The sequence below is a fragment of the Amycolatopsis sp. N2S4-7 genome, assembly GCF_058119595.1.
This window is the reverse complement of record NZ_CP172299.1, coordinates 2,755,647-2,767,748: the sequence shown is the minus strand read 5'-3', so window position 1 is coordinate 2,767,748 and position 12,102 is coordinate 2,755,647. Positions and strand designations below refer to the sequence as shown.

The 12,102-nt window shown below is 70.9% G+C and carries 14 protein-coding genes and 1 pseudogene; 13 read left to right on the top strand and 2 right to left on the bottom strand.

Translation table 11 applies throughout. The features are described 5' to 3' along the window. Positions 1-47: 47 nt before the first annotated feature. The 8 genes from ACH54P_RS12815 to ACH54P_RS12780 all read left to right on the top strand — a co-directional run bounded on the left by ACH54P_RS12815 (position 48) and on the right by ACH54P_RS12780 (position 4,973). A complete protein-coding gene (locus ACH54P_RS12815) occupies positions 48-197 on the top strand; it encodes a hypothetical protein (protein WP_489912597.1) in 150 nt (49 codons plus the stop codon). A gap of 114 nt (positions 198-311) precedes the next feature. After that, entirely contained in the window at positions 312-833 is a 522-nt protein-coding gene (locus ACH54P_RS12810) for an aldo/keto reductase (protein WP_489912596.1), read from the top strand. 219 nt (positions 834-1,052) lie between these two features. Then, entirely contained in the window at positions 1,053-2,276 is a 1,224-nt protein-coding gene (locus ACH54P_RS12805; protein ID WP_489912595.1) for a cytochrome P450, read from the top strand. A gap of 215 nt (positions 2,277-2,491) precedes the next feature. Next, positions 2,492-2,806, top strand: a complete 315-nt coding sequence (locus ACH54P_RS12800; protein ID WP_489912594.1) for an STAS domain-containing protein — start codon at positions 2,492-2,494, stop codon at positions 2,804-2,806. After that, positions 2,803-3,741 carry an anti-sigma factor RsbA family regulatory protein gene (locus ACH54P_RS12795; protein WP_489912593.1) on the top strand — a complete coding sequence of 313 codons (939 nt, stop codon included), beginning with the start codon at positions 2,803-2,805 and terminating at the stop codon, positions 3,739-3,741. Before ACH54P_RS12800 ends, ACH54P_RS12795 begins: the two co-directional genes overlap by 4 nt. Positions 3,742-3,837: 96 nt before the next feature. Next, on the top strand, positions 3,838-4,278 hold the full coding sequence (locus ACH54P_RS12790) for an ATP-binding protein (RefSeq protein ID WP_489912592.1): 441 nt from the start codon (positions 3,838-3,840) through the stop codon (positions 4,276-4,278). Positions 4,279-4,394: 116 nt separating this feature from the next. Then, complete coding sequence (locus ACH54P_RS12785) at positions 4,395-4,553, top strand: hypothetical protein (protein WP_489912591.1); 159 nt, start codon at positions 4,395-4,397, stop codon at positions 4,551-4,553. Positions 4,554-4,745: 192 nt separating this feature from the next. After that, the gene (locus ACH54P_RS12780; protein ID WP_489912590.1) at positions 4,746-4,973 is read left to right on the top strand and encodes an STAS domain-containing protein; all 228 of its coding nucleotides are present in this window, start codon (positions 4,746-4,748) and stop codon (positions 4,971-4,973) included. 24 nt (positions 4,974-4,997) lie between these two features. Here the strand turns inward: ACH54P_RS12780 and ACH54P_RS12775 are convergent, their stop codons facing one another. Beyond that, a complete protein-coding gene (locus ACH54P_RS12775) occupies positions 4,998-5,993 on the bottom strand; it encodes an alpha/beta fold hydrolase (protein WP_489912589.1) in 996 nt (331 codons plus the stop codon). A gap of 166 nt (positions 5,994-6,159) precedes the next feature. Between ACH54P_RS12775 and ACH54P_RS12770 the strand changes: the two are divergent. Then, a pseudogene (locus tag ACH54P_RS12770) lies at positions 6,160-6,380 on the top strand (SDR family NAD(P)-dependent oxidoreductase); the annotation flags it as partial. Between the two features lie 260 nt (positions 6,381-6,640). On the opposite strand, the gene ACH54P_RS12765 reads toward ACH54P_RS12770, so the two are convergent. Continuing rightward, a complete protein-coding gene (locus ACH54P_RS12765; protein ID WP_489912588.1) occupies positions 6,641-8,785 on the bottom strand; it encodes an outer membrane protein assembly factor BamB family protein in 2,145 nt (714 codons plus the stop codon). Between the two features lie 246 nt (positions 8,786-9,031). Here ACH54P_RS12765 and ACH54P_RS12760 point away from each other — a divergent pair, with 246 nt between their 5' ends. The 4 genes from ACH54P_RS12760 to pqqB are packed head-to-tail and all read left to right on the top strand — an operon-like array spanning position 9,032 to position 12,088. Next, positions 9,032-9,175, top strand: a complete 144-nt coding sequence (locus ACH54P_RS12760; RefSeq protein ID WP_489912587.1) for a hypothetical protein — start codon at positions 9,032-9,034, stop codon at positions 9,173-9,175. Then, a complete protein-coding gene (gene pqqC, locus ACH54P_RS12755) occupies positions 9,160-9,849 on the top strand; it encodes a pyrroloquinoline-quinone synthase PqqC (protein ID WP_489912586.1) in 690 nt (229 codons plus the stop codon). Before ACH54P_RS12760 ends, pqqC begins: the two co-directional genes overlap by 16 nt. Beyond that, positions 9,846-11,231: a pyrroloquinoline quinone biosynthesis protein PqqE gene (gene pqqE, locus ACH54P_RS12750; protein WP_489912585.1), complete on the top strand. Its 1,386-nt coding sequence runs from the start codon at positions 9,846-9,848 to the stop codon at positions 11,229-11,231. The genes pqqC and pqqE overlap by 4 nt, the downstream gene beginning before the upstream one ends. Then, entirely contained in the window at positions 11,228-12,088 is an 861-nt protein-coding gene (gene pqqB, locus ACH54P_RS12745; protein WP_489912584.1) for a pyrroloquinoline quinone biosynthesis protein PqqB, read from the top strand. The genes pqqE and pqqB overlap by 4 nt, the downstream gene beginning before the upstream one ends. Positions 12,089-12,102 lie beyond the last annotated feature (14 nt).

Sequence of the window (12,102 nt, the reverse complement as noted above, 5' to 3'; positions counted from 1 at the left end):
CACTATCGGATCACCTGCCGGCGGGGGGACGCGGGGGCCGATCCGGGTTGCTGAACACCGCGCACCGGCTCGGCATGGCGCTGGGGCTCGGCATCCTGGTCACGCCCGCCGCGACCGGGCAGATCGCCGCGCAGGTGGGCGCCGCGCTCGGCGGCCCGCGATCCTGCTCGCGCTCGGCGTGGTCGCCGCGCTGGTGACCACGCTTCCCACCCGCGCCGCGACACGCCGGCGAGTCGACGAAGCGGCCCTTGTCCGACCGCAAAGAAGCAACGCGAGTACCTCCCTCACCTACGACCTCTTACGGTGGCGAGATGAGCGCGAACCTGACCTTGAACAACGGCGTCGAGATGCCCGCGCGCTGGGTTTCGGTGTCTTCCAGACACCGCCGGCCGAGACCACGGCGGCGGTCGAAGCGGCGCTGCGCACGCGGCTACCGGCACATCGACACCGCGGCCGCCTACGCCGGGAAATGGGGCGTCGAGCAGATCGACCTGCTGATCCTGCATCAGGCGCTGCCGTCGCGATTCGACCTGACGCTGGACGCCTATCGAGCCCTCGAACAGCTCCTGGCCGACAGCCGGGTCCGCATCGCCGAGGCACACGGGAAGTCGCCGGGCCGGGTCATGCTCCGCTGGGGCCTGCAGCAAGGACGCTCGGTCATCCCGAAGCCGACCCGTCCGGAACGGATCGCGGAGAACTTCGCCGTGTTCGACTTCGACCTGACCGCCGGCGAGATCGCGGCCATCGACGCGCTCGACACCGGCGTGCGCGGCGGACCCGAGCCCGAGGCGATCACGTTGGAGACGTTCGGCCGGGAGATCCCGGAAGCCTGACCGTCCTCATTGGATAAAGACGGGTCCGCCAGGGATGAGCGGCACCGCTTGGCCTCGGCGTGAACACGGTCGTGGAGCTCCAGGTCGCCGAACATGGGGCGGGTCTTGCCGCGTCGCCCGGCCCCCTGCCATCCGGGTGAAGCCGGGGCCCGGGCCCTGCCGCGGCCCGGGGCGGGGGAGAAGACTGCGGAAACCGTTTCGCCCTTGGAGGGAGCGCCCATGTCCGCAGCTGCCGACGAAGCCTTGCTGTCCCTGTCCACCCTGGCCGGGCTTGCCGATCCGTACCCGGTCTACGCGAAGCTCCGCGAAGAGGCACCGGTCTTCCGCAGCGAGGTCTTCGGTGGCTGGGTGCTCAGCCGGTTCGCCGACTGCCAGCGGGTTCTCGCCGACGGTGAGATCTTCCTGGTGCTGGACGCGCGGTGGCGCGACCGGCACACGCCGGGCTGGCGCGACAATCCCGCGATGGCGCTGCTGGCCGCCCTCCTGCCGTGGAAGAACCCGCCGGAACACACGCGCGAGCGCCGCCTGCTCATGCGGGACTTCACCGTCCGGCGCGTCCAGGCGCTGGAGCCCGCGGTCCGCCGGGCCACCGACCGGCTGCTGGACCGCTTCGCCGACGCCACGGCGGACGGGACCGCCGTCGAGTTCGTCGGCACGGTGCTCTACCCGCTCGGGATGGCCGTGATCGGCGATCTGGTCGGCGTGCCCGAAGCCGACCACGACCGGCTCCGCCGCGTCACCGATCTGATCGGCAAGCAGGTCGACCCGGCGATGTCGGCGGACCTGCGCGCCGAGGTCGACGCGGCCGCCGTCGAATTCCGCGCCTACTTCACGGACCTGATCGCGCAGCGGCGCGCGGAACCCCGTGAAGATCTCACCTCCGCGCTGTTGGCCCGGCCCACCGCCGACGCGGAGCTGATGTCCGAGGAAGACGTGCTCAATTCACTCGTCGTGTTGTTCGGCGGCGGCTACGAGACCACCGCGGGTGCGCTGGGCAACGGGATCCACGCGCTGCTGACCCAAGCGGAGCAGTTCGCCCTGCTCGCGGGTGCGCCGAAGCTGGCGGCCGGGGCGGCCGAGGAGGTGCTGCGGTGGGACGGGGCCGCCCAGATGAGCCAGCGCGCGGCCGTCCGGCCGGCTGTGCTCGGCGGGGTGGAGATCCCGGCCGGGGACGTGATCGTGGTGCTCAACGGAGCGGCGAACCGTGACCCCGCGCGCTTCCCGGAGCCGGACCGGTTCGACATCACCCGGGACACCGGCGGGGGCCTGTTCTTCGGACACGGCCTGCACCTGTGCCTCGGCGCGGCACTGGCGCGACTCGAGATGACCGTGCTGCTCGAACAGCTCGGTAGCCGCTTTCCGGCGTTGCGGATCGAGGGTGAGGTGCGGCGCCGTCCGAATCCGGCGCTGCGCGGGATGGCGGCCCTGCCGCTCACCCGGTAACGCGGTGCCACGCCTGCGGTCGGACCTCGCCGCCGGACGTGACCGGTTGCCAGGTGCCGGCCGACTCCAGCGCTCGCGCGCGGGGGAGACGTTGCGCGGAGCTGTGGATCGCAGAACGGTCGTCCGACCCGTTGCTGCTGGTCCAGGCCGTGGCGGGCTTCGGCCGGCGGCGGGGGTGGACTGCCGGTGCCGGAAGCTCGTCGTAGGCTGGCCGGGTGACTGATTCGCATCGCAGCCAGTTGCAGGTGGTCCGGCTGCCGGGTCGTGGTGGGGTGGGGGTGATCGGCGATGTCGATCTGAGCACCCGCGAGATCTGGCAGCGCGCCCTGGAGGCGGCGACCGCGACCGGGTCGGCTACCCGGCTTGACCTGTCCCGGCTGTCGTTCATCGATGCCCGCGGCACCGCCATGCTGGTCGCCGCGGCGCCGCTCACGCTCGCCCACCCCCCGGCGATCCTCCGTAGGATGTTGACACTGCTGTACCCCGCCGCGCCGGCGCAGATCGCGATCGAAGAACTGGAAGTCTCATGAGCACGCCCGTCGAGACACGCGGTCGCGAGCCGTTCGTCCATCCGGCCCTCTTCTACCGGGACGCCGACGAGTACCTCGCCGGGACCGTCCCGTTCATCCGGTCCGGCTTGGCCGCGGGCGAGCCGGTCGCCGCCTCGGTCCCCGAGGCCAACCTCGCCCTGCTGCGCGCCGGACTCGGCGCCGACGCCGACCAGGTCCTGCTGATGGACATGGGCGTCGCCGGACGCAACCCCGGCCGGATCATCCCCGGGGTGCTGCGCGCCTTCGCCGACACCCACCCCGACCGGCACGTCCGCATCATCGGCGAACCGATCTGGCCGAGCCGCAGCGACGACGAGTACCCCGCCTGTGTCCAGCACGAAGCCCTGATCAACCTGGCGTTCACCGGCCGGGACGTCACCATCCTCTGTCCGTACGACACCCAGAACCTTCCCTCGGTGGTGCTGGCCGATGCCGAGGCGACCCATCCGCTGCTCATCGACGGCGACGGTGAGCGAGCCAGTACCGCCTACGACCCCGAGGCGATCATCTCCGGCTACAACCAGCCGCTCCCCGAACCCGCCGGTGCCGCCGAACTCACCGTCGATACCACCAATCTCGCCCAGGCCCGAAGCCTCGTCCGCACTCATGCCCACCGGGCGGGCCTGTCCGGGGACAGGGTCGCCGACGTGGAACTGGTGGTCACCGAACTGGTCACCAACAGCATCGACCACGGCGGCGGCGCCGGCCGGTTGCAGATCTGGACGGCCGACGGGCAGCTCGTGTGCCAGGTGCACGACCAGGGCACCCTGACCGACCCGCTGGCCGGGCGGCACCCGGTCCCACCGGATGCCCACCGCAACCGCGGCCTGCTGCTGGTCAACCACATGTCCGACCTGGTCCGCCGCCACACCGGCACCGCCGGCACCACCACCCGCGTCCACTTCCGGCTGTGACCGCGGGCCGGGTGGCCAGGGCAGGTGAGTGGTTTGTGCGGCGGTTCGCGGGGTACGCGCGCTTGGTGAGTGACATCGTCCCGGAAGGTCCGGCCCGTGCGTGGTAGTCACGCGGGCGGGACCACCGAGCCCTGGGTCATCGACCTGCGGGGGACCGATCCGTCCGCACTGGCCGGGGTTCGCCGGTGGACCGCCCGGACACTGCCGCACCTCGGCACCGACCACCTGAACGACGCGCTGGTGGTGATCAACGAACTGGTCGCCAACGCCTACCGCCACGGTGGTGGGCCGATTCGTGCCCGGATCACCGCTTTGACCACGCCGTGCCGGGTGGTCATCGAAGTCGACGACCACTCCTCGGTTCACCCGCTCGGTTCCCTACCCGGCCCGGGCGTCGACAGCGCATCCGGCCTCGGCGTTTCCCTGATCCAGGCGCTCACCGACACCTGGGGCGTGCACGAAAACCCGGACTCCGACGGCAAGACGGTCTGGGCGCGGCTTTCCTGCGGCAACCGGACCCGAGCACTCTGCGGCTGACAACGCTGTGCGGCGCGGTCTGCTGCCGGGCGTGAGCAGGTCACGTTGGCCGAACGGCCGTTTGCCCTCGGGAAGAGCGGGTATCACTGCTCGAACGGCTGATTGCGGAGGCTGAAATGGTGGTCCTGGTCATCGTTCTGCTGGTGTTGTGGCTGATCGCCGCAGTCATCGGGTTCGCGTTCAAGGGACTGATCTGGCTGGCTGTCGTGGGCATCGTGCTGTTCATCGGCACCGCTGCGATCGGCTTCGTCCGACGCAAGGCCCTCCGGCGTTGACGGGTTCGCCCGCGGGGGAGACCGGCCGGCCGCCGAGGCTCTCCTGCGGCCTCGGCCCCGTATCAGCGGCTCCTGAGCGCATTCGCATCCTGCACCAGCGCGCCGCCGGTCGCGGCGAGCTGCTTGCTGGAGGAACCCCGAGCGCCGCGGCACCGGCGCCCGCGGGAGCTGAACCGGTTCACGTGCTCCCGGATGACTGCAGCGGGACGCCACCGTTCACCGCGGCCGGCGAAATCGACGTATCCGACGACGCACGCCCTCAGCGAGGCACTCGCCGACGCGATCGTGCGGACGGCGCCACGGCTCGTCGCGGACCTCACCCCGACCGCGTTCCTCGCCTGCGCCGGCCTGTCCGTCCTCGTGGCCGCGCGCCACTTGGCCGGTGCGGGGATCCGGCTGGTCGTGGTGGCCGGGCGGTGAACGGAGGAAACCGATCGGGCGGCGTCACGCGTCCTGACGGTCGCCGGTCCGCAGCCACGCGAGGAGCGTCTCGTAGACGCCGGCGTCGGAGAGCAGGCTGAAGTGGTTGAGGCCGCCGAGCCAGACCAGGTCGGCTTCTTCGGTCAGGTCATCGGCTGTCACGGGTGGCACGAGGAGATCGCCGACGAGGCGGCCCCACGTGCTTCCTTCGGTGCGGGAGAGCGTGGCGGAGACGAACAGGCGGCGGACGCCGGCCCGGTGCGTGTGGGGCACGTAGCCGTGGGCGAGGTCTTGGATGCCGTCGCTGCGTGCCGAGAGGAGGCGGGTCAGGGGACTCGTCAGCGGTGACTTGCCGAGCAGTCCCGCGAGCTGGGCGACGCGTCGTTCCAGCGGCGCGCCGCGGTGCGGAGTGCCCAGGCACACCAGCCGGGTCACCCGGGAAAGCCACGGCGCGTCGCGTTCTTCTGCCTGGTACAGCGCACTACGGGCCACCAACCCACCCATCGAGTGTCCGATGAGGACGATGTCGGTGACGGGCACCGGCCACGCGGCGATCAACCGGGACAGCAGGGCGACGAGGTCGGTGCCGTTTTCGGAGATGTGCCGTCCCGAGTTGTACCGCAGGTACACGGGGCTGGCGCCGAGGTCATCCGCCAGGCGGGCGCCGAAGTCGACGGCCGCCGTGGTGCCGCGGAACCAGCAGCGTTCGGTTTCGACCAGGCCGTGGAGGAAGATCACGAGGCTGCCGGTCGTCTCGGGGAAGGCGCCGGCGAGGGACCGGCGGTCGAGACCGACCGGTCTTCGCGCGGACCGGACGGTCATCTCGCGGCCGGTCGTGGACAGGCTGGTGCCGAACATCCCGTGGGCGACGCCCGTGGCGTAGTGCCCGGGGGCGGATTCCAGGACCGAGGTGGCCCAGAAGTCCCGCGTGAGCAGGCCGGGCAGCTGCGCCGCCGCCCGGGCCAGTGCGCCCCAGCCGCCCATCGGCTCGGTCAGCGCCGAGGTTGCCGTCTTCGTCATTCTTGCTTCTTTCGTGCTTCGCCACCGCAGGACCGGCTGACCTCGGGCGGCGAATACCCGCCGGCAAGCCCGCTACGCCGAGAAAGCGGGGCGGCCGAGGTGACCTCCGACGCAGAACGGCCGACGCCGGTCCTGTCCAAAGCCGGTCCGCTACATGATCAACGGCATGAGTGAACGGACGATCGCGCTGGTGACCGGCGCGAACAAAGGAATCGGCTACGAGATCGCGGCGAGCCCGGGAACCCGAGGCCGGCGAATCGTGCGGGCGCGAGGGATCGACAACGCCGCGACACCGCAGTGGCGAAGCTGCGCGCGGCCGGGTCGGATGCGTTCGGCGTGCCGCTCGACGTCGACGACGACGCGAGTGCCGCCGCCGCCGCCGAGATCAGCCAGCCGAGTATGCCGAGTAGTGTGCATGACGATGCCGGCGGGGAATATCATCTGTCACCGGATGCGATGGGGGACTGTCGGGCATCTGCGGAGGCGATCGCGGTGAATCTGGCCACCGCCGTCGACCTCCCTTGGCTGGCGGCCGTCAAGGAGCACCCGTTGTGGTGGGTAGCCGGGGCAACAGTGGCGGTCGCCGTCAGAACTTCGGCCGCGAGATCCCGGAGGTCTGACGACGCCCCGCTCTGAGCAGTCCGGTTTCAGGTCACCACGATCTTGCCCGTGTTCTGCGGGAAGATCGGGTCGTTGTAGAAGAACTCGCCCTTCTTCGTGAAGGTGTGCTTGAAGGACTGTCCCGGCATCAGGGTGCCGCTGTCGAACTCGTACTCGAAGAACGAGACCGCGCCGTGGGCGAACGCGTTGCCCTGCGGGTTGACGAACGTGATCTCCGTGCCCACCGGGACCGTCAGGTTCTGCGGTGCCATCGCCGTCTGCGCCACCGTGTTCTCCGTTGCGCCGGGTGCTCCGGCGGTGGCGTCCCAGACCCGGCCCAAGGTGACCGTGTTCTTCGCCGCCGCCGCGGTGACGGCGGCCGCGCGGATCTGGTTGCGCTTCGACGGGGGAGTGGGCGCCGGTGCGGGAGCCACCTTGCCGCCGAGCTTGAACGCCCAGAGGTGGTCGCCCTTCGGGATGTCCGGGTAGGGCAGGCCGTTGCCGCCGGCGAACACCGCGAGGTACTGCTCGCCGTCGATCTCGTAGCTGATCGGGCTGGTGTGGACGCCGGCGCCGCACTGGAAGCGCCACAGTTCGCGTCCGTCGGTGTCGCTCATGGCCAGGAGGTTCCCGTCCGGGCCGCCTTGGAACATGACGCCGCCGTCGGTGGTCAGGATGCCGTTGCCGTGGGCCAGGGACCACTCGCTGTCCTTGCTCCACACCAGCTTGTTCGTGCGGGGGTCGACGGCGGCGAGTCCGCCGGCGAAGTACTCGCCGTACGGACGCGCGGTGTTGACCCGGCCGCCGATGGTGTTGGAGTAGGCGGAGTTGATGAGACCGTAGCCGACGTACACCCAGCCGGTGTTGGGGTTGAACGAGACGTGCGACCAGTCCGCGCCACCACCCGCGCCGGGGAAGATGATCGTCGCGCGGTCCCAGTGCGTCGCGAACAGGCCTCCGGTGGGGTAGAAGGGCACCGGGCGGGTCGAGTTGTCCAGCCGGGGCTCCTGCGGGACGAACGGGTCGCCCTCGGGGAACGGCTGGGTCGGCGACGTCTTGTGCCGGGGGTCCTGCGGCACCGGACGCTCGGTGACGCCTTGGATCGGCTTGCCGTTGGTGCGGTCGAGGATGTAGTACATCCCGACCTTGCTGCCGTAGACGACGACCTTGCGCAGCTTGCCGTCGATGCGCAGGTCGATCAGGACCGGCGCCATGACGTTGTCGTAGTCCCAGATGTCGTGGTGCACGGACTGGAAGTGCCAGCGCCGCTTGCCGGTCTTCGCGTCGATCGCGACGATCGTGTTGGCGAAGAGGTTGTCGCCGCCGCGCGTGGAGCCGTTGGTGCGCGGGTAGGGGTTGCCGAAGGTCCAGTAGACGAGCCCCAGTTCCGGATCGACCGCGGGATGGATCCACGGCACGGCGCCGCCGGTCTTCCAGGACTCGCCTTCCCACGTGTCGTGGCCGAACTCGCCCGGGCCGGGCACGGCCCAGAAGGTCCAGGCGATCTTGCCGGTGGCGGCGTCGAGGGCGTAGGCCCGGCCGCGGGCGCCGGCGGTGCTGCCCTGCATGCCGACGTAGATGAGCCCGTCGGAGTAGACGACCGCGCCGGCGAGACTGCCGATGCTGCCGCCGCACTGGCCGTTCGCCGGGTCGCACGGCTCGGGCGTGCCCTGCGACGCGTCTTCGGTCAGCAGCTGGGTCTTCCAGACGACCGCGCCGGTCCTCTGGTCGAGCGCGTACAGGAAGTTCGCGCCCGAGGTCGAGAACACCTTGCCCTGGCCCAGGGCCACGCCGCGCATGTTGGTCGTTTCCGTGCCGACGTTGGTCTTCCAGCGCACCGCACCGGTCCGGCCGTCGACGGCGAAGACGTTCTGCTGGGTGGTCTGGACGTAGAGGACGCCGTTCTGCGCGACGATCGTGCTCTGCTGGGCCCGCGACGTGTCCCCGCCTTCGAGGTTGACGTGCCAGGCGCCGCCGAGCCGGTTCACCGTCTGCCGGTTGATCTGGTGCAGCGGCGTGTGGTTCTGGTTGCCGAGGTCCCCGCCCACCTTGGTGAAGTCCCGCCCCGGCTTGCCGAACGCGTCCGGCTGGCGCGGGGTGTCCACCGTGGCCGCAGCGGCGGGACGGGCCCCGAGCACGGTCCCCGCCACGGCGGCTCCCGTCGCACCGGTCAGGAATTTGCGTCGATCCATGGGTTGAGCCCTCTCTTCGTTGAGGAAAGCGCGCGCTGCGACGAGATGATCCAAAGGAGTGGAAGGTCCATCTAGTGGTACTCTCGGACCGCTCGACGGTTGAGTTTAGAACCGGGTCGCGCGAGTCACAAGAGGATTCGCCTCTTGTTCGGCGCGCGCCGCGCGAGGTACTGTCGCGGAACGCTAGGCGGACCGATAGAACCGCTCTGCGGACCGTAGTTCCGTGACTCGAAGAGGAGTGCCGGTATGCCTTCTGCTGTGGAAACCGTTGTGGTGCAGGGAGACGAGCGCGTCCTCCCGTTGTGGTCGGAACCGGCGGTCGAGTGCTACGAGACCCGTCCTGAGATCACCGCGTACGCCGGCGAGAGCGGGCCGTGGCGGGCCCGCTGAGCCGGGCGGAGCTGTCCGACGCCCTGCTCCGCCTCGAGAAGCGCTACTGGGCTCACCACCCGTTCCACCTCCGGCTGCACGAAGGTGGCTGCACCCCGGCGGACCTGCGCCGGTGGGTGGCCAACCGCTGGTACTACCAGAAGTGCCTGCCGCAGAAGAACGCCGCGATCATCGCGGCGTGCCCGCTGCCCGAGGTCCGCCGCGCGTGGGTGGACCGCATCGTCTTCCACGACGGCGCGAACCCGGGTGAAGGCGGGATGGAACAGTGGCTGAGCCTGGCGGAAGCGGTGGGGCTGAGCAGGGCGGAGGTCCTCGACGAGCGGCACGTGCTGCCCGGCGTGCGGTTCGCCGTCGACGGGTACCTGCACTTCTGCCGCACCCAGCCGTGGATCGAAAGCGTCGCGGCCGCGTGCACCGAGCTGTTCTCACCGGGGCACATGACCGACCGCGTGAACGCGTGGCGGGAGCACTACGACTGGATCCGGCCGGAGGGCTTCGCCTATTTCGACCGCCGGATTCCCGCGGCCCGCGAAGACAGTGCCTTGACGCTGCGGCTCGTGCTCGACCACTGCGTCACCGCGGACCAGCAGGAAGCGGCGATCCGGGCGTTGAACTTCAAGTGCGACGTGCTCTGGGCCGTGCTCGACGCGGTGGACTACGCGGGGGCGTCATGACGGTGACCGCCGAGAGCCGCCTCGGGCTGCGCCGCGGCGTCCGGGTGGAGTTCGACGCCGTCCGCGGCCGCCCGGTGCTGCTGTTCCCCGAAGGGGTGCTGCTGCTCAACGAGACCGCGGTGGCCGTTCTGTCCCGGTGCGACACCCGCCGCTCGGTGACGGAGATCGTCGACGACCTCGCCACCGAGTACGCCGGCGTTTCCGCCGGCTCGGTGCTGCGGGCGCTGGCGGACTTCGAGAACCGCGGCCTGGTGGGCGAGGCGCCGGACGCCCGCCCGGCGACCGTCTCCCCGAAGTCGTCGGCGGTACCGGTGGAGCACCGCTCTCCGGTGCCCCTCGGCCTGCTCGCCGAACTCACCTACCGCTGTCCCCTGCAGTGCACGTACTGCTCGAACCCCCTCAACCTCGCCGGCTACCGGGACGAACTGGACACGGCCACCTGGCTGGACGTGCTCGCCCAGGCCCGGGACCTCGGCGTCCTGCAGCTGCACCTGTCCGGCGGCGAGCCCGGCCTGCGCCGCGACCTCGTCGACCTGGTCGCGGCCGCGCACCGGCTCGGCCTCTACACGAACCTGGTCACCAGCGGTATCTCGCTGAACGCGACGAGGATCGCCGGGCTCGCCGAGGCCGGTCTCGATCACTTCCAGCTGTCCCTCCAAGACGCCGAAGCGGCGCCCGCGGATCGGATCGCCGGGCGGGCGGCGCACGAGCGCAAGCTCGCCGTCGCCGACGCGGTCCGCGCCGCCGGGTTGCCGCTGACCATCAACGTGGTGCTGCACCGCGGCAACGTCGGGCACATCCCGGCGATCGCCGAGCTGGCGCATCGGCTCGGCGCGGACCGGCTGGAGCTGGCCCACACCCAGTTCTACGGGTGGGCGCTGCGCAATGGCGCCGCTCTCCTGCCCACGCGCGAGCAGGTCGACCAGGCCGCTCAGGACGTCGCCGGCGTCCGGGAGCGGTACGGCTACGAGATCGTGCACGTCGCCGCCGACTACTACGACCCGCGTCCCAAGCCGTGCAACTACGGCTGGGGTGCGCGGCAGCTGACCGTGACGCCCAACGGGCACGTGCTGCCGTGCTTGGCGGCGGAGACCTTGCCCAGGCTGGAAGTCCCGTCGGTGCGGTCGGACTCCCTCGAGCGGATCTGGTACGAGTCGCCGGCCTTCCGGAAGTTCCGGGGCACGGAGTGGCTGCCGGACCCGTGCGGGAGCTGCGCTCTGAAGGAAATCGACTTCGGGGGCTGCCGCTGCCAGGCTTACCAGCTGACCGGCGACGCGATGGTGACGGACCCCGTCTGCGACCTCTCGGAACACCACGACCTGGTGCTGGACAGCGTCGCAGGGCTGACGCCGGAGGCCGCCGTACCCCGGCGGATGTCATGAAGATCCGTTTCCTCGGCACGGCCGCCGGCGGGGGTGCGCCGCAGTGGAACTGCGGGTGCCGCGTCTGCGAGGCCGCTCGTGAAGCGGACGTCTCGCGAACCCAGGACGGCTTGGCCGTCAGCGGGGACGGCGACGCGTGGTACCTCGTCAACGCGTCCCCGGACCTGCGAGCGCAGCTGCCGGCCACCCCGGAGCTGCGTCCGCCCGCGGGCACCCGGGACGTCCCGATCCGCGGAGTTCTGTTCACCAGCGCCGAACTCGACCACACCCTGGGTCTGCTCGGCCTGCGTGAAGCAGCCGAACTGGACGTCTACGCGACCGCGTGGGTGCACGAAGCCCTCACGACCGCCTTCCCCCTGCAGACCGTCCTGTCCGGTTACACGCGGGTCCGGCGGCACGACATCCGGGACGGCGAACCGATCGAGCTGGCCGGTGGCCTCCGGGTGACGGCGACCGTCCTCAGCGCCAAACGCCCTCGGTACGCGAGTGCGCTGGAAGCGGGGGAATCGGTGTGCGCGTACCGGTTCGAGGCCGCCGACCGGTCCTTCGTCTACGCGCCCGGGCTCGCCGCCTGGAGCCCGGAGTTCGAGAAGGCGATCGCCGGTGCGGACGTCGTGGCCTTGGACGGCACCTTCCTCACCGAAGACGAGATGGGCGCGACCCGCCCGGCGTCGGGCATGGGCCACCTCGCCGTGCGCGAGCAGCTGCCGCTGATCCAGACCCACCCGGGGCCGCGGTACCTGTTCACCCACCTCAACAACACGAACCCGCTCGTTCTGCCGGACGCGCCGGCGCTGGCCGAAGTCACCGCCGCGGGTGCGGCCGTGGCGGCCGACGGCCTGCTGCTCGAGCTGTAGTTCCTCCTTCCCCC